This window comes from Micromonospora sp. NPDC048887 (assembly GCF_040649715.1).
Lineage (GTDB): Bacteria > Actinomycetota > Actinomycetes > Mycobacteriales > Micromonosporaceae > Micromonospora.
Map to the genome: position 1 here is coordinate 382,276 of NZ_JBEZGA010000001.1, position 21,625 is coordinate 403,900.

Sequence of the window (21,625 nt, forward strand, 5' to 3'; positions counted from 1 at the left end):
ATCCGCCGTCCGGCGGCCGTACCAGCTGGTCCGCCGTCCGGCGGCCGTACCAGCTAGTCCGCCGTCCGGCGGAAGTGGTCCCAGCCGCGCGGGCCGCTGTAGGCGCCGCCGTCGACGGTGACCCCGGCGCCGTCCGCCACCCGCCCGACCGGCCGCCAGCCGTCGGGCAACGCGGCGTCCGCCGGGAAGGTCGCCGCCAGCGCGTGGTCCTCGCCGCCGGCCAGGATCCAGGTGTACGGGTCGACGCCGAGCGCCTGCGCCGCGTCCCGCATCTGCCGGGGCACCTCGAACGCGTCGCGGTTCAGGTCGATCGCCACGCCGCTGGCGGTCGCCACGTGCCCGAGGTCGGCCAGCAACCCGTCCGACACGTCGATCATGGCGGTGGCCCCCGCCGCTGCGGCAGCCGGTCCGGCGGCGTACGGCACCTCGGGGCGGCGGAACGCCTCGACCAGCAGCCGGGGCGTGCGGAAACCCCGGGACAGCACCGTGTAGCCGGCCGCCGCCCAGCCGGTGCGCCCGGCCAGCGCCACCACGTCGCCGGGGCGGGCGCCGGAGCGGACCACCGGGTCGCGGCCGGCCAGGTCGCCGAGCGCCGTCACCGCGATGGTGAGCGTCGGGCTGCCGGACATGTCCCCGCCGACCACGCTCGCGCCGACCAGTGCCGCCTCCGCGCCCAGCCCGTCGGCCAGTTCCTCGGCCCAGGCCGGGTCCAGCTCGGCCGGCATGCAGAGCGCGACGAGCAGCGCGGTCGGGGTGGCGCCCATGGCGGCGATGTCGGCGAGGTTGGCCGCCGCCGCCCGGTGCCCCACGTCCCGCGCCGACGACCAGTCCCGGCGGAAGTGCCGCCCCTCCACCAGCACGTCGGTCGAGGCGACCACCCGCCGGTCCGGCGCGGCCACCACCGCGCCGTCGTCGCCGGGGCCGAGCAGGCAGTTCCGTCCCTGCGCCAGCCGGGCGGTCACCCGGCCGATCAGGCCGAACTCGCCGACATCAGTGACAGTCATTCCGTCCCCTCGCTCCGCTGCGTCGTTCCGCACGTTCCACCCCTACCCGTACCGGCGTGTGCTCGCTCACCGCGTCCGACCGGCAACCGATAGGGATCACAGCCGCTCAGTACGGTAGTTTCACCCTTCGGGTCGCCCGGAGGCGACGGACGGAGGTCGAGTCGTGGTACAGGCGTACATCCTCATCCAGACCGAGGTCGGCCGGGCGCGTGACGTGGCCGGTCTGATCGCGGATCTGGCCGGCGTGGTACGGGTCGACGCCGTCACCGGGCCGTACGACGTGGTGGTGCTCACCGAGGCGAACACCGTCGACGAGCTCGGCAAACTCATCGTCAGCAACGTGCAGATGGTGCCCGGCATCACCCGCACGCTCACGTGTTCGGTGGTGCGGCTGTAAGTGGACGAGAAGGACACCTCCTCTCCCCGCCGGGACGGCGGCACCCGCCGTGCCGCACTCTGGGCCACACTCGTCGCGGTGCCGGTGACCGTGGCGGTGGCCGCGTTCACGTTCGCCAAGCTGGCCCCGGAGTCGCCGGAGGCCGAGCCGAGCGCGTCGGCGAGCCCTCGGGCGCAGTCCAGCGCGCCGGTCGAGATGCCCGCTCCGGCGCTGGCCGAGCGCCCGACAGTGCTCTGCCGGGCCCTGATGTCGCAGCTTCCGGACCGCGTGCGTGACCTGCCGCAGCGCCCCGTCACCGCGGGCCCGGAGCAGAACGCCGCGTACGGCGATCCGGCGCTGACCATTGCGTGCGGCGGCAGCCCGGCGCAGTTCCCGCCCACCGACGAGGTGTGGACTGTCAACAAGGTCTGCTGGCACGCGGCCGAGGAGGCCGACGCCACGGTGCTGACCACCGTCGACCGGGAGACCCCGATCCGGGTCCGGGTACCGAAGTCGTACGAGCCGCCGCTGCAGTGGGTGACCTCGATCTCCGACACGATCGTCAGCTCGGTCCCCTCGGCGAAACAGGCCCCCTCGGGCTGCTCCGCCTGACGCCCGCCGGCCGGCGGCCGGCGTGGCGGGACAGGCGGTCAGCGGCCGGTGTGGCGGTGCAGGGCGGTACGAATCAGCCGGTTCACCAGCTTCGGGTACTCCAGCCCGCTGGCCGACCACATCCTCGGGAACATCGACGTCGGGGTGAAGCCCGGCATCGTGTTGATCTCGTTGAGGTAGACGTCCATCTGCGGGGTGACGAAGAAGTCGACTCGGGCCAGGCCGGAGCAGTCCAGGGCGGTGAAGGCCCGGGTGGCGTAGTCGCGCACCTGCCGGGCCACCGGCTCGGGCAGGTCGGCCGGTACGTCGTACTCGCAGACCTCGTCGGCGAAGATGTACTTGGCCTCGAAGTCGTACCAGTCGCGGTCGCCGATCATCCGCACCTCGGCGAGCACCGACGCCTCGGGGGCGCCACCGGCTTCGCCCTCCAGCACGCCGCACTCGATCTCGCGGCCCACCACGGCGCCCTCGACGAGCACCTTGCTGTCGATCTCGCGGGCGGTGACGAGCGCGGCGTCCAGGTCGGCCCAGTCGTCGACCTTGGTGATGCCGAACGAGGAGCCGGCCCGGGACGGCTTGACGAAGACGGGCAGCCCCAGGCGCTCCTTGTCCTCCTCGCTGAGCGACATGCCGGCGCGCAGCACCGCGTACGGGCCGACCGGGATGCCCTCGGCGGCACAGAGCTTCTTGGTGAACTCCTTGTCCATGGCGGCGGCGGAGGCGAAGACGTTCGCGCCGACGTAGGGGATGTCGGCCATCTCCAGCATCCCCTGGATCGTGCCGTCCTCGCCGTACGCGCCGTGCAGCACCGGGAACACCACGTCCACGTCGGCCAGTGCCACCGGCCCCTGGGCGGGGTCGAGCACCATCAGGCCGCCGACGGCGGGGTCGGCTCGCAGCACCAGTTCGGCGCCGGAGCCGGCGGTGATCTCGGGCAGTTTGCGGTCGGCGATGGCGAGCCGGCTCGGGTCGCCGCTGGCGAGCACCCACTGGCCCTGCCGGGTGATGCCGACCGGGACCACCTCGAACTCGTCCGGGTCGAGGGCGGCCAGCACGCTGCCCGCGCTGACGCAGGAGATGCCGTGTTCGGGGCTGCGGCCGCCGAAGACGATCGCCACGCGGGTCTTACCTGGGGTGGTCATTGTCACCTCATCGTTCGCGACTGCGGCTGGCCGTGCTCGCCGGTGGCGCTCACCCGACTGACCTTACTGTGCGTTGCCGCAAGCGGTGGTCGTTACCCGGGGAGACACGGAGTCGCGTGGCAAACGGTCAGGGTGACATATACGGGGAGTAACGGAACGGTGGTGCTCAGCAGGCCGGATGCCGGGGCCGGCGGCCGACCGCGATGACCTTCACCCGCTGCCGTCCGGCCCGCACCATGCCCAGCGCCATGAACGCGCCGGCGATCCGGTCGGCCGCCTCCCGGCTGCTCGCGCCGACCACCTGACGGCGGCGCTCGGGGCTGGTCCGTTCGTCGCGCCACATGCCTTGGCGCACGTCGGTGAGGACCACGAGGAACCTGGTCATCGCGGCACCCCTCCCCGTCTCGTGGACCGGCAGGGCACGCGACGGCCGGATCGTGGGGGAGTAAGAATCCGACCGCCGCGCGCCCCATCCCCTCCGGTCGCTCACCACCACCGTCGCCACGACAACCGGCGGTGAGGACGCCGTCACACATTGACATGTTTATGAGCATGAATGCAACTCTCATCGACTTTCTCTCACGCCCGCATTCCCAAGAGATGTGCGATCATCGATGCATGGCGCCGAAAACCGCCCGGGCCCGACGGCTCGGCATCGCCCTGCGGACCCACAGGGAGGCCGCCGGCCTCACCCTGGAGGCCGCGGCCGACGAGATCAACAGCACCCGGAGCACGCTGTCCCGCTACGAGAACGCGCAGACGCTGATCAGTCCCGCCACCGTGCGCGCGCTGCTGACCAGCTACGGCGTGGGCCCGGACGAGATCGCCGCGGCAGTGGAGCTCGCCAAGGACGCCCGCAAGCCCGGCTGGTGGGTGTCCTACTCGTACCTGCTGGACCGCCGGACCATCGACTTCATCGCGCTGGAGGCGGAGGCCACCGGCATCGCGAACTTCGAGCCGTCGGTGGTGCCCGGCCTGCTCCAGACCGCCGACTACATCCGCGGCGTGATGCGCGGCGGGCCGCACACGCTCAGCGACGAGCAGGTGGAGCAGCGGGTCCGGCTACGGCTGGACCGCCAGCAGCGGCTCTCCGGCGCCGAGCCGCCGATCCTCGACGCCATCATCGACGAGGCCGCGCTGCTGCGCCCGGTCGGTGACCGCTCGGTCATGTCCGGCCAGCTGCGGCATCTGCTCAAGACGACCGAGCTGCCGAACGTGACGGTGCAGGTGATCCCGCTGGCCGCCGGCTACCACCGGGGCACCCGGGGATCACTGCACATCCTGGAGTTCGCCGACCCGGCGGATCCGATCATCGCCTCGGTGGAGACCGTCGCCGGGCAGATGATCCTGGACCGGCCGGGTGACCTGCGTACCTGCGTCAAGATCATGGAGCATCTGCGGACCGTGGCGCTGAGCCCGGCGGCCAGCCGGGACCAGCTCCTCCGCCTGGAACGAGAGGTGACCAGATGAACGGCACGAACCGCGCCGCACCGGCGCCGGCCGGCTGGCGCAAGAGCAGCCACAGCGGCGACGAGGGCGCCTGTGTGGAGATGGCCCCGCTGACCGGCGCGGTGGCGGTCCGCGACTCGAAGGATCCGGCCGGCCCGGTGCTGGTGTTCCCGCCGCACGCCTGGGCCGCGTTCACCGCCGCGCCGCCGCGCGCCTGAGCGGCCCGGCCTCAGCCGAGCGGGGCGGCGGCGTTGAGGGTGCCGCGTACCGCCTCCAGCGCCGCGATGGCCACCCCGCGCGCCCCGGCCATGTCCCGGTCCGGCACCAGCGCGAAGGTGGCCACCGCCCGCTGCTCCTCCCGGAGCACCGTGTGCTCGGCGACCGTGGCGAGGAACCAGTCCCGGAACTCCGGCGCCGCCTCCACCACACCGCCGCCGACGAAGTACGCGTGCGGATCGGTGAAGTTGGCCGCGATGGTGAACAGCCGGCCCAGCGCCTTGGCCTGCTGGGTGAACACCAGGCGGGCCAGCGGGTCGCCCCGCTCGCCGTAGCCGCGCAGCAGCTTCGCCGCCCGGTCCGGCTCCTCCGCCGCGAGCGGATGCTCCGGGTGCCGGGCCAGCCAGTACGGCAGCAGGTTACGCCGGATCGCGGTGAGCGAGGCGACGCTCTCCGCGTCCCCGGTGAAGCCGCAGGCGCAGACCGGCGCCGCCTGGTCCGGCTCGACCAGGCCGTCCAGCGGGATGTGCACGTGCCCGAACTCGCCGGCCATGCCGGCCGCGCCGCCGACCACCCGGCCGGACTCCACCACGCCGCCGCCCAGCCCGGTGCCGACGATCGCCGACACCGACGACCGGGCCATCGCCTCGGCGCCGAAGTGCACGTGGTGGGCGTAGAGCGCGGCGGCGTTGCCGTCGTTCGCGTACACCACCGGCAGGCCGAGCCGCCGCTCCAGCGCGCTGCGCACGTCGAAGCCCCGCCAGGCGGGCTGGGAGAAGTTCGTCGAGCCGCGCGAGGAGATGACGCCGGTGGCGCTGGCCGGGCCGGGCGTGTCCAGCCCGACCGCGCGGACCAGGTCACGCGGCACACCGGTGTGCGCCAGCACGCCGTCGAACGCCCGCGCCAGCGCCTCCACCGCCGCCTCCGGGCCGGCGCCGACCTCGCTCGGGATCTCCAGCAGCCCGTCCACCAGGAACCGGCCGTCGACGGTCAGCACCGTGGCGTTGTCACTCGTGCCCCCGTTGTCCAGCCCCACCACCACCGGCACCCCTGCGCTGCCCACCGCCACCGCCTCCCGCCGCGCCTGACCCGAGGCTAGTTCCCGCCCGGGCCACCCGCCACGCCCCCGCGCGGACTCCCCGTGGCGGTCAGCCGGCACGGCGGGCGGTGACCGCCGTGGCCTCCCACTCCTCGTCGCGTACCACGTCCGGGTCGAGCCCGGCGGCGGTGAACACGGCGCACAGTTCCGGGGCCTGCGCGACGCTCGTCTCGACCACGACGTGCCCGCCCGGGGCGAGCCATTCGGCCGCGCCGGAGGCGACCCGGCGCAACACGGCCAGGCCGTCCGCGCCGCCGTCCAGGGCCACCGGCGCCTCGTACAGGCGTGCCTCGGCCGGCAGCGAGGACACCGCGGCGGTCGGCACATACGGCGCGTTCGCCACCACCAGGTCCAGCCGCCCACGCCGGCCGGCCGGCAGCGCGTCGAACAGGTCGCCCTGGTAGACCGGGACACCGAGTGGTTCGAGGTTGCGCCGGGCGCAGGCCACCGCCACCGGGTCGATGTCGGCGGCGGCCAGCCAGCGGGGCGCGAGCCGCTCGTGCAGCACCACCGCGGCGGCACCGGAGCCGCAGCACAGGTCGAGCACCGCCGGCGCCGGCCCGGCCAGCGCCGCCGCCGCGTCGACCAGCAGCGCGGTACGACCCCGCGGCACGAAGACCCCCGGGTGTACGGCGATCCGCCGGCCGCAGAACTCGGCCCAGCCGAGCAGGTGCTCCAGCGGCAGGCCGGCGACGCGACGGTCGACCAGCCGGGTCAACGCCTGCGCCGAGTCGGCGGCGGCGATCAGCAGGTCCGCCTCGTCCTCGGCGAAGACGCAGCCGGCGGCGCGCAGCCGCCGGACGAGGGCCGGACGATCGGGGGTGAACACGGTGGATGCCATGGCAAGCCTTTCGGGAAGCGCTCGTCGGCGCCCCCGGCGTCGCCTCAGCCCCGAGGCGACGCGGACTCGGAGGGAGCGCCGGTCCTCTGCTTGTGGATCGGACTCACCTCCTCGGGTCGGGGCCGCACGGGCCGTGGCTGCCCGTCACGATAGCCCAGCGGCCGGTACGCCGTCAGCCCGCCGCGTCGAGCGCGGCGGCCACGTCGGCGAGCAGGTCGGCGGTGTCCTCGACGCCGCAGGAGAACCGCACGAAGCCCGGCGTCGTGGCGTCGCCCCACTGGGCCCGCCGGTCGGCAGTGGTGTGCAGCCCGCCGAACGAGGTCGCGGCGGCCACCAGCCGCGAGGCGCCGAGGAAGCGGGCCACCCGGCCCTCGTCGCCCAGGTCGAACGAGAGCACGCCCGGCACGCGGCGCATCTGTGCCGACGCGACCGGGTACGCCGGGTCGTCCGGCCGGCCGGGCCACCGCACGCCGGTGACGTCCGGGCGGGCCGCGAGCAGGTCGGCCAGCGCCCCCGCGTTCGCGGTCTGCCGGGCCAGCCGCAGGTCCAGCGTGGCCAGTGACCGGTGGGCCAGCCAGCAGTCGAACGCACCCGGCACTGCGCCGGTGGCGTTGCGCCAGGTTGTCGCCGCGTCCCGCAGCCCGGCGTCCCGGGTGGCCAGGTAGCCCAGCAGCAGGTCCGAGTGGCCGGTCAGCGCCTTGGTGCCGGAGGCGACCACCACGTCCGCGCCGAGGTCCAGCGGGCGCTGCCCGAGCGGCGTGGCGGTGGTGTTGTCCACCGCCACCAGCGCGCCGGCGGCGTGCGCGGCCCCGGCCACCGCCGCGACGTCGACGACGTCCAGGCCGGGGTTCGCCGGGGTCTCCAGCAGCACCAGCCGCACACCCTCGAACGACGGGTACGGCCCGGCGGTCGGCACGAGCACCACGCGTACGCCGAGCCGTTCCAGGGTGTCCGAGGCGAACGAGCGCACCGCGTAGTAGCCGTCGGCGGGCAGGAGCACGGTGTCACCGGGACGCAGCACTGTCAGCAGCAGCCCGGTGATGGCGGCCTGGCCGCTGGCGAAGACGCGGCAGTCGCCGCCCTCCAGCTCGCCGATCGCCGTCTCCAGCAGCCGCCGGGTCGGGTTGTCCGGCCGGCCGTACCCGTCCGCCGCCGCCGACGGGCCGCGCTGCGGGTCCAGGTGGTACGGCGCGGCGAAGACCGGGCCGGGCAGGAACGGCTGCCCCGGTACGGCGTCCGGCAGGCCGGCGTGCACGCTGCGCGTCCCGTCACCCCAGTGCTCGCTGCTCATCCCGGCTCCGCTCACTCGTACGACTCGGGCTTGGCGGTACGGCTCATCAGCGCGTCCACCGCCAGGCGCGGATCCATCCCCTCGTGACAGATCCGCTCGATCTGCTCGGTGATCGGCATCTCCACCCCGTGCGCCCGGGCCAGGTCGCGGATGGCCAGGCAGCTCTTGACGCCCTCGGCGGTCTGCCGGGTGGCCGCCTGGGCCTGCTCCAGCGTCTCCCCCCGGCCCAGGTGCTCGCCGAAGGTGCGGTTGCGGGCCATCGGCGACGAGCAGGAGGCGACCAGGTCACCCATGCCGGCCAGCCCGGCGAACGTGATCGGGTCGGCGCCGAGCGCCACGCCCAGCCGGGCGGTCTCGGCCAGGCCGCGGGTCATCAGCATGGCCCGGGTGTTGTCGCCGAAGCCCATCGCGGTGGCGATGCCGTACGCCAGCGCGATCACGTTCTTCACCGCGCCGCCCAGCTCGCAGCCGATCACGTCGTCGTTCGTGTACGGGCGGAAGTACGGCGTACGGATGGACGCCTGTACCAGCGCGGTGCGGCGGCTGTCGGTGCCCGCGACCACAGTGGCGGCCGGCTGCTCGGCGGCGATCTCCGGTGCCAGGTTGGGCCCGGAGACGACCACCACCCGGTCGGCGGGCACCCCGGCGGTCTCCGTGATCACCTGGCTCATCCGCTTGGTGGTGCCCAGCTCGATGCCCTTCATCAGCGACACTAGCGTGGCGTCCGGCGCCAGGTACGGCGTCCAGTCGGCGAGGTTGCCGCGCAGCGTCTGCGAGGGCACCGAGAGCACCACCACCTCGGCCCCCTCGATCGCCTCGGCGGCGTCGCCGGTGGCGGTCACCCGCTCGGGCAGGCGGATCCCCGGCAGGTACTCCGGGTTGTGCCGCCCGGTCCGGATCGCCTCGGCCACCGCGGCCCGGCGGGCCAGGACCGTGACGTCCCGCCCGGCGTCGGCGAGGATCTTGGCGAACGCGGTCCCCCAGGAACCGGCGCCCAGCACGGCGACGTGCCCGCTCATTCGGTGACCTCCCGGGTGCCGGTGCGGGCGGGCCGCTGCCAGAGCGGCGGTGGCGTGCCGCCGCGGATCTCCGCGACCAGATCCCGGATGCGCAGCATGATGGTGTCCGTCATCTCCTCCAGGATCGGCCGGGTCGGCGTGGCGCCGGCCCAGGGGCTCAGGTCCACCGGCGGTCCGGCGATCACCGTCACCGGGGTACGCGGACGCAGCCCGAACCGGGCCGTACGCGGGTCGAACATCCGTTCCGGGCCGACCATGGCGATCGGGACCACCGGGGCGCCGGTGGCCAGCGCCAGCCGGGCCGCGCCGGTCTTGCCCTTCATCGGCCACAGGTCCGGCTCGCGGGTGGTGGTGCCCTCCGGGTAGATCACCACCGCGCCCCCCTCGGCCAGCGCGGCGACCAGCTTGTCCAGCGACTTGACCGCCTCGACGGTGCCGCGCTCGACCGGGATCTGCTGGCACCGGTGCAGGATCCCGCCGACCACCGGCACCCGGAACACGCTCGCCTTGCCGAGGAAGCGCGGCCAGCGCCCGGCGTCGTAGATGTAGTGCGCGACCACCAGCGGGTCGGCGTGCGAGATGTGGTTGGGCACGAGGATCACGCCGCCGTCGTGGCGCAGGTGCTCCATGCCCCGCCAGGTGCGCCGGGTCCAGACCGTCATCAGCGGTTTCACCAGCACCACGGCGAGTCGTCGCCAGAACCCCAGCCTCCGCCGTGCCACTGTGCCTCCTCGATCCGCCCACGCGCCCCGGCACAGAATCATGCCTGTTCGCCCCCGCTGCGGCCAGTGCGGGTACCAGCGCTCTCCGCTGGCAGGATGGTCGGCGTGTCTGAGGCCCGCTGGACCGTGGTGACGCCGGTGAAGCGCCTGGCAGCGGCGAAGAGCCGGCTGCGGGGCGCGCTGCCCGGCGTACCCCATGAGGAGCTGGCCCTGGCCCTGGCGGCCGACACGCTGCGCGCGGTGCGGGCGTGCCCGGCGGTCGCCGGGGTGCTCGTGGTCACCGACGACCCGTCGGTGGGCGCGGTGGCGGGCGCGGCCGGCGCCCGCGTCGTCGGCGACCCCGGCGGCGGGCTGAACGCGGCGTTGCGGCATGGCGCGGCAGTGGCCGGGCCGCGCGCCGCCGTGGCCGGCCTGACCGCCGACCTGCCGGCGCTGCGACCGGCCGACCTGGCCGCCGCGCTGCGGGCCACCCAGGGGGTACGCGGGTTCGTGGCGGACGCCCCCGGCACGGGCACGGTGCTGCTCGCCGCGCCGGCCGGGGTGCCGCTGGCGCCGGAGTTCGGGCCGGGCTCGGCCGCCGCGCACGCGGCGAGCGGGGCGCTGCCGCTGGCCGGTGACTGGCCCAGCCTGCGCCGGGACGTGGACACCCCGGCCGACCTGGCCGACGCCGCCGGGCTGGGCGTGGGGCCGCGCACCGCGGCGCTGCTGGACCGGGTCGCCGGAGCGTTCCGGTACGGTGCTGGCATGCAGGGCACGGTGGCGACCTACGACGCGTCGACCCGCAGCGGTGTGCTGCTGCTCGACGACGGCACCGAACTGGCGTTCCCGGCCCGCGCGTTCGACGCCTCCGGGTTGCGGCTGCTCCGATTGGGGCAGCGTGTCCGGATCGAGCGGGACGCCGACGGCGAGGTGATCCGGGTGACCTTGCCGACGATGGCGTGAACAACCTGGCCCGAGTTCATTTTCCGTTCACCCTCTTCGGGGAATCATGAGGTGGTGAGCACCCCTCGCGAGCACCCCGACGGTCCGCCGCCGATCCTCGACCCCGGCACGCCCCGCAACGGCCACCCCACCCGGGGCCCGGACGGGCGGTTCCGCCAGACCCGGCCCCCGGAGGAGCGCCTCGGCGCCGACCCGGACGCGGCCGGCGCGACCGGGCTGGACGAGCCGCTCGACCCGGTCGAGGGCCCGGCCGACGAGTCCGCCGCCGACGCCGCCCCGCCGGCCGTGCCGCCGCTGCCGGAGGACCGCTTCCTCAACCGGGAGCTGTCCTGGCTCGACTTCAACGCCCGGGTGCTGGCGCTCGCCGAGGACCCGCGCACCCCGCTGCTGGAACGGGCGAAGTTCCTGGCCATCTTCGCCAGCAACCTGGACGAGTTCTACATGGTCCGGGTGGCCGGGTTGAAGCGGCGGCTCTCCGCCGGCCTGCCCGTACGCGGCGGTGACCGGCTGCCGCTGCGCACCCAGCTCGAACTGATCACCGAGAAGGCGGCCGGGCTGGTCGCCCGGCACGCCGCCTGCCTGGTCGACGACGTGCTGCCGAAGCTCGCCGCCGAGGACATCCGCATCCTGCGCTGGAGCGACCTGGACGACGCCGAGCGGGAGCGGCTGCGCACCTGGTTCCGGGAGCACATCTTCCCGGTGCTCACCCCGCTGGCCGTCGACCCGGCGCACCCGTTCCCGTACATCTCCGGCCGGTCGCTGAACCTGGCCGTGTCGGTACGCGACCCGGACGGCGGCTCGGAGCTGTTCGCCCGGGTCAAGGTGCCGAACAACGTGCCCCGGTTCGTCCGGGTGCACCGCGACCAGCCGGGCGTGCGGTTCCTGCCGGTCGAGGACCTGATCTCGGTGCACCTGGGCCAGTTGTTCTCCGGCATGCAGGTGGTCGAGTGCCACCTGTTCCGGGTGACCCGCAACGCCGAGGTGGAGGTGGACGAGGACCGCGACGAGGACCTGCTCCAGGCGCTGGAACGGGAACTGGCCCGGCGCCGGTTCGGCCCGCCGGTACGCCTGGAGGTGGCCGCCTCCATCTCCGACCACATGCTGGAGCTGCTGGTCCGCGAGCTGGACATGGACGGCCACGACGTGCTGCGGGTGCGGGGCCTGCTCGACCTCTCCGCGCTCTGGCAGCTCTACGGCGAGGCCGACCGGCCCGACCTGAAGGACCCGCCGTTCGTGCCGGCCACCCATCCGCGGCTGGCCGAGGGCGAGGTGCCGCGCAGCGTCTTCGCCACACTGCGCGACGGCGACGTGCTGGTGCACCACCCGTACCACTCGTTCGCCACCAGCGTGCAGCGCTTCGTCGAGCAGGCGGCGGCCGACCCGAACGTGCTCGCCATCAAGCAGACGCTCTACCGCACCAGCGGCGACTCCCCGATCGTGGACGCGCTCGTCGACGCCGCCGCCGCCGGCAAGCAGGTGGTGGTGCTGGTGGAGCTGAAGGCGCGCTTCGACGAGGTGGCGAACATCGGCTGGGCGCGCACGCTGGAACGGGCCGGCTGCCATGTGGTGTACGGCCTGGTGGGGCTCAAGACGCACTGCAAGACCGCACTGGTGGTACGCCAGGAGGGCAACCAGATCCGCCGCTACTGCCACATCGGCACCGGCAACTACCACCCGAAGACGGCCCGGCTCTACGAGGACTTCGGCATGCTCACCGCCGACCCGGAGATCGGCGCCGACCTGACCGACCTGTTCAACGTGCTCACCGGCTACAGCCGGCAGACCGCGTTCCGGCGGCTGCTGGTGGCGCCGCAGGGCATCCGCAGCGGCCTGATCGAACGCATCGACAGGGAGATCGAACACGTCCGGCTGGGCATGCCCGGGCTGGTGCAGTTCAAGGTGAACTCCCTGGTGGACGAGGAGATCACTGACGCGCTCTACCGCGCGTCGCGGGCCGGCGTGCACGTGGACCTGCTGATCCGGGGCATGTGCACGCTGCGGCCGGGTGTGCCGGGGCTGTCGGAGAACATCCGGGTCCGTTCGATCCTCGGCCGGTTCCTGGAACACTCCCGGATCTTCCGGTTCGGCAACAACGGCGACGCCGAGTTCTGGATGGGCTCGGCCGACCTGATGCACCGCAACCTGGACCGCCGGGTGGAGGCGCTGGTGCAGGTGAGCGACCCGGTGGCCCGGGCCGAACTGGACCACGTCCTCACCGCCGCGTTCGATCCCGACGTGGACGCGTTCGAGCTGGCCCCGGACGGCACCTGGCACCGCCGTACCGGGGACGGCCACACACCGCTCACCCACCTGCAGGATCTGTTGCTGCGCCGGGTCGGCGGACGGGCGGACTGAGCGGGCCGTGGCGCGTGGCGGGCGGGCATACGGTGAGCGGGTGAGCGACGGCGAACCGGTACGGATCCGGGCCGCGGGCGGCGTGGTGTGGCGCCCGGGTCCGGCCGGCGTCGAGGTGTGCCTGGTGCACCGCCCCCGGTACGGCGACTGGTCGCTGCCGAAGGGCAAGCTGGACCGCGGCGAGCACCCGCTCGTGGCCGCCGTCCGGGAGGTGGCCGAGGAGACCGACGTACGCGCCGTGCCGCAGGTACGCCTGCCCACGGTCCGCTACCGCAGCGAGGGCCACGCCAAGGCGGTCGACTACTGGTCCATGCGGGCCGTCGGCACCGGCGGTTTCCAGCCCGGCACCGAGGTCGACGACGTGGCCTGGTTCCCGGTCGACGACGCGGTACGCCGCGTCAGCTACCCGCACGACGCCGAGGTGATCGCCGCGTTCGCGCCGCTGCCGCCGGTCACCGCGACGGTGCTGCTGGTCCGGCACGCGCACGCCGGCAAGCGCGGCACCTGGACCGGCCCGGACCACGGCCGCCCGCTGGACGAGCAGGGCTGGGCGCAGGCGCGGGCGCTGGTCCCGCTGGTCGCGCTGGTCCGCCCGGCGCACCTGTTCTCCGCCTCGGCCCGGCGTTGCGTGCAGACGCTGGACCCGGCGGCGGCCCGGCTGGACCTGCCGATCGAGGTCTGCGGCGACTTCGACGAGCCGGTGCCGGGCCAGCAGGCCGAGGAGTGCGCGCTGGCGGCCGCGGCGCGGCTGACCGCGCTGGCGCAGGCCGCCGGGACGGTGGCGGTGTGCAGCCAGGGCAAGGTGATCCCGGGCGCGCTGGAACGGCTCACCGGCCGCGTGGACGACGACTTCACCACCGCCAAGGGCGGCGGCTGGCTGCTGCCGTTCGCCGGTGACCGGCTGGTCCTCCCCGACCGGTTGTGAGACCTGCCGCGGCCGGCGCCGGTGGTGGCGGCCCTCAGGGCAGCGTGACGGTGAGCGTCACCGGGAGGTGGTCGCTGGCCTCGGTGCGCGGTGCGCGTACCTCGGTGGCGGTCAGGCCCGGCGAGACGAAGACGTGGTCGATCTGGGTGCGCGGATCGTCGGCCGGGCTGGTCCGCAACGGCCGGGCCGGCCCCAGCGCGTCCACCAGACCCGCGCGGGTGAACTCGGCGAACGCCGGGTCGTCCGGCTCGGTGTTCAGGTCGCCGCCGAGCACCAGTGGACGGCCGTTCGCGTACCGGCCGGCGAACGCGGCCACCTCGCCCGCCTGCTCGACCGGATCCCGGCCGGGCGGCGGTTGCAGGTGCGTGGCCACCACTGCCAGTTCCCGGCCGCCGAGGTCGAGCGTGACGCCGAGCGCCTGCGCACCGGTCGGCGCACCGTGCGCGGTCAGCCGCCGGGTCTGCCCGGAGCGCGCCGGGAAGCGGCTGAGCACCGCGTCGCCCCAGACCGGGTCGGCGGCGGGCGCGAAGACGTACGGCATCCCCAGCCGCCCGGCCAGCGACGCCAGCGTGTCGTGGCCGCCGTTGAGCCACCAGCCCCGGTCGACCTCGCTGAGCAGGATCACGTCCGCGCCGCGCAGTTCCCGGGCCACCGCGTCCAGGTCCAGCCGGCCGTCCAGGCCGAATCCCATCCGGATGTTGTACGCGGCGACCCGCACCGCCGCCGGGGTGGTGGCGGCCCGGGCGGTGGTGGGCGGCACGTGCAGCGTGGCGGCGAGCCCGGCCAGCGCCGTCAGGCCGCCCAGGGCCGCCACCCGGGCCGTGGTGGGCAGCGCCGGGGCGGATGACGTCACGCCGGGCCGGAGGGACGCGCCGACCGCCACCAGAGCCACCAGGACGGCCGTGGCGACCGGTGCCCACCCGTTGGGGTACCCCAGGTCGTAGGCGGCGTAGTAGGCCACCGTGGCCACCGCGAACACCAGCATCCCGAGCGCCGCCGCCCGCCCGCGCCGCGCCCCCGCCCGCCCGTCGTCGGCGGCCCGGTCGTCGTCGGCGGCCGAGTCGGTGAGCGCCAGGCAGCCGCCGAGGCCGGCGGCGGTGAGCAGGTACGCCGGGACGAGACGCCCGGCCACGAACAGCACCGAACCGGCGAGCAGCGCCAGCGGCCACACCACCCGGGCCAGGCGCATCGGTGCCCGGAACAACGCCGTCGCCAGGAACAGCAGCACCGCGAGCGCGCCCGGCAGGGCGCCGTTGCCGGGGCGGGCCAGGCCGGGGAAGTCGGGCGATCCGCCACCGGCGGCGGCGCTCCACAGCGCCGGGACGAGCGCCACCTGGCCGGCCAGCAACAGCGCCGGCCCGCACAGCAGCCAGGCCCGGCGGCCCGGGGTGGGCGCGCGCGGCCCGGCGTCGCCGTCCACCACATCCGCCGCCGGGGCGGCCGTCCGCTCCCCGTCGCTCACATCCGCCGGCGCGGCCGTCCGCTCCCCGTCCCTCACGTCCGCCGGCGCGGCCGTCCGCTCCCCGTCCCTCACGTCCGCCGGCGCGGCCGTCCGCTCGCGCCGCGCCGCAGTGGACGCGGCCAGGAACGCCGACACCAGCAGGACGCTCAGGCTCCAGCCGAGCGTCCCGCCGCGCCACACCAGATCCTCGGTGCCCAGCAGGGCGTGGCCGACGGCGTTGCCGGCCAGACCGAGCGCCAGCCCGGCAACCGGTCGCGCTGCCGACGCGGCGACAGCGGCGAGCCAGACCAGGCCGGCGAGCAGTCCGGCGCAGGCCAGCCAGAGTTGGGCCGGGCCGCCCGGTTGCGCGGTGAGCGCCAGCCGGGCCGCCGCCAGCACACCCGCGGCGACGAGTCCGACCGGGCCGGCGCCGACGCGGCGTACGAGCGTGGGCGCGGCGAGGGCCAGCAGGAACCAGCCGAGCGCGAACGCGCCGAGCAGCTCGGCGGGCGTCTCGGCGGCCCGCCCGAACAGGGTGATGACCGACGGCAGCCAGACTCGCAGCACGTCCAGCAGAACCGCGATACCGAGCGCGAGCGTGAGGGTGGAGAGGTGACGGTGCCGCACGGGCGCCTCTTCTCGTGACCGACGGGGGTTTTCGGCACGGCGATTCTGCGGCGCGCGACGGCGGGTGGTCAACGCGTACCCGTGCGAAAGGGCGCCCACCGCGAACGGTGGGCGCCCTCTGCCGGGTCGTCCGGTCAGCGCCGGGTGGCGGCCTTCTTGGCCGGCGCCTTCTTCGCGGGGGCCTTCTTCGCCGCCGTCGTCTTCTTGGCCGTGGCGGACTTCGCCGCGGTCGTCTTCTTGGCGGCGGTGGTCTTCTTCGCCGCGGTGGTCTTCTTCGCCGCGGTGGACTTCGCCGCCGTGGTCTTCTTCGCCGCCGTGGTCTTGGTCGCGGCGGCCTTCTTCGCCGGCGCGGCCTTCTTGGTCGCGGTGGTCTTGGTGGCCTTCGCCGCCGTGGTCTTCTTCGCGGCGCCGGTGGTCTTCGCCGCCGTCGCCTTGGCGGCCCCGGTGGTCTTCTTCGCGGCGGCGGTGTCCTTCGGCACCTTGCCGCTGGCCACCATCTCCTTGAAGCCCGCGCCGGCCCGGAACGTCGGGACGGAGGTCTTCTTGACCTTCACCGCCTCGCCGGTTCGCGGATTGCGCGCTGTTCGGGCTCCCCGGACGCGCTTCTCGAACGCTCCGAAACCGGTGATCGCCACCTTCTCGCCCTTGGTGACCGCCGCCTGGACCTCAGCGAGAACCGCGTCGAGCGCGGCCGTCGCCGTCTTCCGGTCCCCCAGGCGAACGGCGAGCGCCTCGATGAGCTCGGCCTTGTTCACGACTTCCTCCCGATTGTGCAACTGACTCGACGCGAGCCATTCTGCGCGCACGGTATGCCCTGTGCTGCCTGGACACAAACATTCGGTGGAAAAAAGCCCTTGTGTCGCAACGGATTCGCCCCCACCGGATACACCGGTGGGGGCGAGAAGCCGTCTGCGGTCAGGCTACCGACGGCAGGAACGACGGCCGGGACGCCTCGAAGGCACTGATCTCGGCCTGGTGCCGGAGGGTGAGTCCAATGTCATCCAAGCCCTCCATCAACCGCCAGCGGCTGTGGTCGTCCAGCGGGAAGGCCCAGGTGGCGTCCCCGGCGCGGACCTGGCGGGCGGCGAGGTCGACAGTGATCGGAGTGCTCGGCTCCGATTCCACGAGGCCCCACAGTTCCTCGACGGCTTTCAATTCCAGCTCTACCGGAAGGAGTCCTTCCTTGAGCGCGTTGCCCCGGAAGATGTCGCCGAAGCGAGGCGAGATGACGGCCCGGAAGCCCCAGTCCCGCAGCGCCCAGACGGCATGCTCCCGGGAGGATCCGGTGCCGAACTCGGGACCGGCGATCAGAATCGACGCGCCCGAATGAGCCGGATCGTTGAGCACGAATGCCGGGTCCTCCCGCCACGCGCTGAACAGCCCGTCGGCGAAACCGGTCCGGGTCACCCGCTTGAGGTACACCGCCGGGATGATCTGGTCGGTGTCCACGTTGGATCGGCGCAGCGGCACGGCCGTGCCGGTGTGGGTGGTGAACTTGTCCATCTCTCGGCTGCCCTTCTACAGGTCGGCGGGAGCGGCCAGGCGGCCGACCACCGCGGTGGCGGCGGCGACCGGCGGGGACACCAGGTGCGTACGCCCGCCCCGGCCCTGCCGTCCCTCGAAGTTGCGGTTGGAGGTCGAGGCGGAGCGCTGGCCCGGCTTCAGGGTGTCCGGGTTCATGCCCAGGCACATCGAGCATCCGGCGAAGCGCCACTCGGCGCCGGCGTCGGTGAAGACCTTGTCCAGCCCCTCGATCTCGGCCGCCTCCCGGACCGCGGCGGAGCCGGGGACCACGAGCATGCGTACGCCCTCGGCGACCCGCCGCCCGCGCAGCACCTCGGCGGCGGCCCGCAGGTCCTCCAGGCGGCCGTTGGTGCAGGAGCCGACGAACACCACGTCCACCGCGAGGTCGCGCAGCGGCGTGCCCGGGGTGAGGTCCATGTACTCCAGGGCCCGCCGGGCGGCTACCTGCTCCGGCTCCGTGACGAAGTCCTCCGGGCTCGGCACGGCGGCGCCCAGCGGCACGCCCTGCCCGGGGTTGGTGCCCCAGGTGACGAACGGCGTGATCCGGCTCGCGTCCAGCGTGACCTCGGTGTCGAAGGTCGCGCCCTCGTCGGTGGGCAGCGTCCGCCAGTACTCCAGCGCCGCGTCCCAGTCGTCGCCCTGGGGAGCGTTGGGCCGCCCCTTCAGGTACGCGAACGTGGTCTCGTCCGGCGCGATCATGCCGGCCTTGGCACCCCACTCGATGGACATGTTCGCGATCGTCATCCGCCCCTCCATCGAGAGGTCGCGGATCGCCTCGCCCCGGTACTCGACGATGTGTCCGCGCCCGCCGCCGGTGCCGACCTGCGCGATCAGCGCGAGCACCAGGTCCTTGGCGGTGACGCCGGGCGCCAGCTCGCCGACGACGTTCACGGCCATGGTCTTCGGGCGGGCCTGGGGCAGCGTCTGCGTGGCCAGGACGTGTTCGACCTCACTGGTGCCGATGCCGAACGCCAGCGCCCCGAACGCGCCGTGGGTGGCGGTGTGCGAGTCGCCGCAGACGATCGTCATGCCGGGCTGGGTGAGGCCCAGCTGCGGGCCGATGACGTGCACGATGCCCTGGTTCTCGTCGCCCAGCGGGTGCAGGCGGATGCCGAACTCGGCGCAGTTGCGGCGCAGCGTCTCGATCTGGGTGCGGGAGGTGGGGTCCGCGATCGTGAGCAGGTCGCCGCGCCGGGAGCGGAACGCCGGGTCGTCGTACCCGGTCGGGGTGTTGTGGTCCTCGGTCGCGATCGTCAGGTCGGTACGGCGGACCCCGCGCCCGGCCAGACGCAGCCCGTCGAACGCCTGCGGGCTGGTCACCTCGTGCAGCAGGTGCAGGTCGATGAAGAGCAGGTCCGGCTCGCCGTCGGCGGAGCGGACCACGTGTGCGTCCCAGACCTTCTCGGCCAGGGTCCTCGGTTGAGTGACTCCCACCATCTGGACATCCTAAATTCTGGGAGGTAAATTTCGGCTTGTGGGACACAGTATGAGCGGTGTCGGCGTTCTCGACAAGGCGGTGGTCATCCTGGCCGCCTGCGTCGACGGCGCCAGCCTGGCCGAACTCGTTGAACGCACCAAGCTGCCCCGGGCCACCGCGCACCGGCTGGCACAGGCGCTGGAGATCCACCGGATGCTCGTCCGGGACACCCAGGGGCGCTGGCGCCCGGGTCCACGCCTGGGCGAGTTGGCGAACGCGGCCCCGGACGTGCTGCTGACCGCCGCCGAGCCGCTGCTCGCCGCGCTACGGGACGCCACCGGCGAAAGCGCCCAGCTCTACCTGCGCCGCGCCGACGAGCGGATCTGCGTGGCCGCCGCCGAGCGCGCCAGCGGCCTGCGGGACACCGTCCCGGTCGGCTCGGTGCTGCCGATGACAGCCGGTTCGGCGGCGCAGATCCTGCTGGCCTGGGAGCCCCCGGAGGCGGTCATGCCGCTGCTCCCCCGCTCCAAGTTCACCGGCCGCACGCTGGCCGAGGTGCGGCGGCGTGGCTGGGCCCAGAGCGTCGCCGAGCGGGAGGCGGGTGTGGCGAGCGTCTCAGCGCCGATCCGCGACCGCACCGGCCGGGTGATCGCCGCGATCAGCATCTCCGGCCCGATCGAGCGCCTCGGCCGCCGCCCCGGCGAACGCCACGCCATGGCCGTCGTCCGGGCCGGCCAGCGCCTCTCCGGCCTCTAACCCCGGCTGCCCGGCTGCCCGGCTGCCCGGCTGCGAGATCTTGGTACGAAACGGCCCCTGGAGGGACTGTTCAGTCCCTCCAGGGGCCGTTTCGTACCAAGATCTTCGCTTGCCCGGAACGGCGACACGCCCACCCCTCCCCCCGCCCCTGATCAAGGAGTTTGCGGCGTATCGGGGCGGCAAGGGTGACCCAAACTCCTTGATCACCGGGGGGAGGGCCGGGGCGGGGCGGGGTGGGCACGGGGCGGGGCCGGGGCGGGCGGGGGTGGGAATGCGGAACGGCCCGCCTCGCTCGACGCGAGACGGGCCGTTCGATGACGTAGCCCCGACCGGATTCGAACCGGCGCTACCGCCTTGAGAGGGCGGCGTCCTGGGCCGCTAGACGACGGGGCCAGGCACTTTTCGTGCTTCACCGCCCTGCCGGGCGGCGTGGCAGTAGTCTAGCGGCATCCGTCCGGCGTCACGCGGAGGGGGTCACCCCCTTGCGCACGGGGGCCGGACAGCAGAAAGCCCGCCCCGGACAACGGGACGGGCAGTCGGTGCTGTAGCCCCGACCGGATTCGAACCGGCGCTACCGCCTTGAGAGGGCGGCGTCCTGGGCCGCTAGACGACGGGGCCAGAACCTTCATTGCACTCCGCCAGCGGTGAGCTGCCGGAATCCAGCGTCCGAGGGTTCTTGCGAACCCTCGGTTGCGCTGGGGTACCAGGACTCGAACCTAGACTAACTGAACCAGAATCAGTCGGGCTGCCAATTACCCCATACCCCATTGGCCCCTTGCGGCGCCGGGAATGAACTTTACCCTCCCGGTGCCGACAGGCCAAATCCAACCCCTCGAACCCCATCTGACCAGCGGAAACGAGGCATCGGACCGAATCAGGCGACCGGGACGACAGGGTTGCTGAGCTCCCCGATCCCCTGGATCCGCACGGTGACCGTATCCCCCTCGGTGAGCGGGCTAACCCCCGCCGGCGTGCCGGTCAGGACCACGTCGCCGGGCAGCAGCGTCATCACGTGCGAGATGTACGACACCAGCCCCGGTACGTCGAACACCATGTCCTTGGTCCGGCCGATCTGGCGTACCTCCATCTCCTCCGGGTTGCGGCCCACCTCACAGCGGATCTCCAGATCGCTGACGTCGAGCCCGGTGGTGATCCACGGCCCGATCGGGCAGAACGAGTCGAAGCCCTTGGCGCGGGTCCACTGCCCGTCGGAACGCTGGAGGTCCCGCGCGGTGACGTCGTTGGCGCAGGTGTAGCCGAAGATGGCCCGTTCGGCGGCGGCCCGGTCGGCCCGGCGGGCGCCCGGGGCGCCGATCACCACGGCGAGTTCCGCCTCGTGCTCGACCTGCTTGGAGAAGATCGGCAGACGGATGGCGTCGCGTGGGCCGATCACCGAGGTGGACGGCTTGAGGAAGAGCAGCGGCTCCTTCGGCACCTCGCTGCCGTGTTCGGCGGCGTGTTCGGCGTAGTTGCGGCCGACACACACCACCTTGCTGGGCAGGATCGGCGACAGCAGCCGGACGTCGGAGAGCGCCCAGCGGGCGCCGGAGAACTGGATCTGTCCGAACGGGTGGCCCTCGATCTCGGCGATGGTCAGGCCCTGCGGCCCGGCCTCCGGCTCGCCCTCGACGACCCCGAACGACATTCCCTTGGCATGAGCGAAACGAGCGATACGCACCCGGCCAATCTATCCCCGCCCGGCCGCAGCCCGGCGGACACCGGCAGGCGGCGTGCCCGGCCGCCGCGCGGCCCACCCGCACCGGCAGCCGCCGGCCTCCACACGGCGACGTCGCGGCAGGGTACGCGCGATCGCGCCGGACGGGGCGGGAATGGCGGCTTCGTACCCGCCCGGCGGTCCCCGGCCCAT

Annotated in this window: 21 protein-coding genes, 3 tRNA genes and 1 pseudogene; 9 read left to right on the top strand and 16 right to left on the bottom strand. The window is 73.9% G+C overall.

The annotated features are described in order from the left end of the window. Positions 1-53 precede the first annotated feature (53 nt). Positions 54-1,004 carry a thiamine-phosphate kinase gene (locus AB0C17_RS01790; protein WP_357390088.1) on the bottom strand — a complete coding sequence of 317 codons (951 nt, stop codon included), beginning with the start codon at positions 1,002-1,004 and terminating at the stop codon, positions 54-56. A gap of 163 nt (positions 1,005-1,167) precedes the next feature. On the opposite strand from AB0C17_RS01790, the gene AB0C17_RS01795 reads away from it, so the two are divergent. Both AB0C17_RS01795 and AB0C17_RS01800 read left to right on the top strand, forming a co-directional pair. Next, complete coding sequence (locus AB0C17_RS01795) at positions 1,168-1,401, top strand: Lrp/AsnC ligand binding domain-containing protein (RefSeq protein WP_088646044.1); 234 nt, start codon at positions 1,168-1,170, stop codon at positions 1,399-1,401. Beyond that, on the top strand, positions 1,402-1,992 hold the full coding sequence (locus AB0C17_RS01800; RefSeq protein ID WP_357390086.1) for a DUF3515 domain-containing protein: 591 nt from the start codon (positions 1,402-1,404) through the stop codon (positions 1,990-1,992). It begins immediately after the preceding gene. A gap of 38 nt (positions 1,993-2,030) precedes the next feature. Here AB0C17_RS01800 and AB0C17_RS01805 read toward each other — a convergent pair whose 3' ends face one another. Next, a complete protein-coding gene (locus AB0C17_RS01805) occupies positions 2,031-3,134 on the bottom strand; it encodes a D-alanine--D-alanine ligase family protein (RefSeq protein WP_357390084.1) in 1,104 nt (367 codons plus the stop codon). A gap of 166 nt (positions 3,135-3,300) precedes the next feature. After that, the gene (locus tag AB0C17_RS01810; RefSeq protein ID WP_357390082.1) at positions 3,301-3,519 is read right to left on the bottom strand and encodes a hypothetical protein; all 219 of its coding nucleotides are present in this window, start codon (positions 3,517-3,519) and stop codon (positions 3,301-3,303) included. Between the two features lie 233 nt (positions 3,520-3,752). Between AB0C17_RS01810 and AB0C17_RS01815 the strand changes: the two genes are divergently transcribed. Both AB0C17_RS01815 and AB0C17_RS01820 read left to right on the top strand, forming a co-directional pair. Next, positions 3,753-4,604: a helix-turn-helix transcriptional regulator gene (locus AB0C17_RS01815; RefSeq protein ID WP_357390080.1), complete on the top strand. Its 852-nt coding sequence runs from the start codon at positions 3,753-3,755 to the stop codon at positions 4,602-4,604. After that, positions 4,601-4,801, top strand: coding sequence for a DUF397 domain-containing protein (locus AB0C17_RS01820; RefSeq protein ID WP_357390078.1), 201 nt, complete (start codon positions 4,601-4,603; stop codon positions 4,799-4,801). Before AB0C17_RS01815 ends, AB0C17_RS01820 begins: the two co-directional genes overlap by 4 nt. Before the next feature lie 11 nt (positions 4,802-4,812). Here AB0C17_RS01820 and AB0C17_RS01825 read toward each other — a convergent pair whose 3' ends face one another. From AB0C17_RS01825 to AB0C17_RS01845, 5 genes are all read right to left on the bottom strand, one after another. Further along, entirely contained in the window at positions 4,813-5,862 is a 1,050-nt protein-coding gene (locus AB0C17_RS01825; protein WP_357390076.1) for an ROK family protein, read from the bottom strand. A gap of 85 nt (positions 5,863-5,947) precedes the next feature. Beyond that, positions 5,948-6,739: a putative protein N(5)-glutamine methyltransferase gene (locus AB0C17_RS01830; RefSeq protein ID WP_357390074.1), complete on the bottom strand. Its 792-nt coding sequence runs from the start codon at positions 6,737-6,739 to the stop codon at positions 5,948-5,950. Between the two features lie 172 nt (positions 6,740-6,911). Next, positions 6,912-8,030, bottom strand: a complete 1,119-nt coding sequence (locus AB0C17_RS01835) for a cystathionine gamma-lyase (RefSeq protein WP_357476255.1) — start codon at positions 8,028-8,030, stop codon at positions 6,912-6,914. Positions 8,031-8,041: 11 nt separating this feature from the next. After that, positions 8,042-9,049: an NAD(P)H-dependent glycerol-3-phosphate dehydrogenase gene (locus AB0C17_RS01840; RefSeq protein WP_013284538.1), complete on the bottom strand. Its 1,008-nt coding sequence runs from the start codon at positions 9,047-9,049 to the stop codon at positions 8,042-8,044. Continuing rightward, positions 9,046-9,771 carry a lysophospholipid acyltransferase family protein gene (locus AB0C17_RS01845; RefSeq protein WP_357390070.1) on the bottom strand — a complete coding sequence of 242 codons (726 nt, stop codon included), beginning with the start codon at positions 9,769-9,771 and terminating at the stop codon, positions 9,046-9,048. Before AB0C17_RS01845 ends, AB0C17_RS01840 begins: the two co-directional genes overlap by 4 nt. Before the next feature lie 96 nt (positions 9,772-9,867). Here AB0C17_RS01845 and cofC point away from each other — a divergent pair. From cofC to AB0C17_RS01865, 4 genes and pseudogenes are all read left to right on the top strand, one after another. Next, positions 9,868-10,476 (top strand): annotated as a pseudogene (gene cofC / locus AB0C17_RS01850) (2-phospho-L-lactate guanylyltransferase); the annotation flags it as partial. A 39-nt stretch (positions 10,477-10,515) separates the two neighbouring features. Then, a complete protein-coding gene (locus AB0C17_RS01855) occupies positions 10,516-10,713 on the top strand; it encodes a cold-shock protein (protein WP_357390117.1) in 198 nt (65 codons plus the stop codon). A 216-nt stretch (positions 10,714-10,929) separates the two neighbouring features. After that, complete coding sequence (locus AB0C17_RS01860) at positions 10,930-13,068, top strand: RNA degradosome polyphosphate kinase (protein ID WP_357390115.1); 2,139 nt, start codon at positions 10,930-10,932, stop codon at positions 13,066-13,068. A gap of 7 nt (positions 13,069-13,075) precedes the next feature. Beyond that, positions 13,076-13,993, top strand: coding sequence for an NUDIX hydrolase (locus AB0C17_RS01865; protein WP_357390068.1), 918 nt, complete (start codon positions 13,076-13,078; stop codon positions 13,991-13,993). A gap of 34 nt (positions 13,994-14,027) precedes the next feature. On the opposite strand, the gene AB0C17_RS01870 is transcribed toward AB0C17_RS01865, so the two are convergent. From AB0C17_RS01870 to leuC, 4 genes are all read right to left on the bottom strand, one after another. Continuing rightward, positions 14,028-16,061: an endonuclease/exonuclease/phosphatase family protein gene (locus tag AB0C17_RS01870; protein WP_357467203.1), complete on the bottom strand. Its 2,034-nt coding sequence runs from the start codon at positions 16,059-16,061 to the stop codon at positions 14,028-14,030. Positions 16,062-16,195: 134 nt separating this feature from the next. Then, positions 16,196-16,816, bottom strand: coding sequence for an HU family DNA-binding protein (locus AB0C17_RS01875; RefSeq protein WP_357388141.1), 621 nt, complete (start codon positions 16,814-16,816; stop codon positions 16,196-16,198). A 160-nt stretch (positions 16,817-16,976) separates the two neighbouring features. Next, positions 16,977-17,564 (bottom strand): 3-isopropylmalate dehydratase small subunit, encoded by a 588-nt coding sequence (gene leuD, locus AB0C17_RS01880; RefSeq protein ID WP_357388143.1) that lies wholly within the window; start codon positions 17,562-17,564, stop codon positions 16,977-16,979. 15 nt (positions 17,565-17,579) lie between these two features. After that, positions 17,580-19,022 carry a 3-isopropylmalate dehydratase large subunit gene (gene leuC / locus AB0C17_RS01885; RefSeq protein WP_357388145.1) on the bottom strand — a complete coding sequence of 481 codons (1,443 nt, stop codon included), beginning with the start codon at positions 19,020-19,022 and terminating at the stop codon, positions 17,580-17,582. Between the two features lie 49 nt (positions 19,023-19,071). Here leuC and AB0C17_RS01890 point away from each other — a divergent pair, with 49 nt between their 5' ends. Next, positions 19,072-19,758 carry an IclR family transcriptional regulator gene (locus AB0C17_RS01890; protein WP_013284529.1) on the top strand — a complete coding sequence of 229 codons (687 nt, stop codon included), beginning with the start codon at positions 19,072-19,074 and terminating at the stop codon, positions 19,756-19,758. A gap of 320 nt (positions 19,759-20,078) precedes the next feature. On the opposite strand, the gene AB0C17_RS01895 is transcribed toward AB0C17_RS01890, so the two are convergent. The 4 genes from AB0C17_RS01895 to AB0C17_RS01910 form a co-directional block, all read right to left on the bottom strand. Continuing rightward, positions 20,079-20,151 (bottom strand) — tRNA-Glu (locus AB0C17_RS01895). Between the two features lie 152 nt (positions 20,152-20,303). Further along, positions 20,304-20,376, bottom strand: a tRNA-Glu gene (locus AB0C17_RS01900). Between the two features lie 77 nt (positions 20,377-20,453). After that, positions 20,454-20,525: transfer RNA gene (locus AB0C17_RS01905), tRNA-Gln, on the bottom strand. Between the two features lie 107 nt (positions 20,526-20,632). After that, the gene (locus tag AB0C17_RS01910) at positions 20,633-21,436 is read right to left on the bottom strand and encodes a fumarylacetoacetate hydrolase family protein (protein ID WP_210898861.1); all 804 of its coding nucleotides are present in this window, start codon (positions 21,434-21,436) and stop codon (positions 20,633-20,635) included. Between the last annotated feature and the right edge of the window lie 189 nt (positions 21,437-21,625).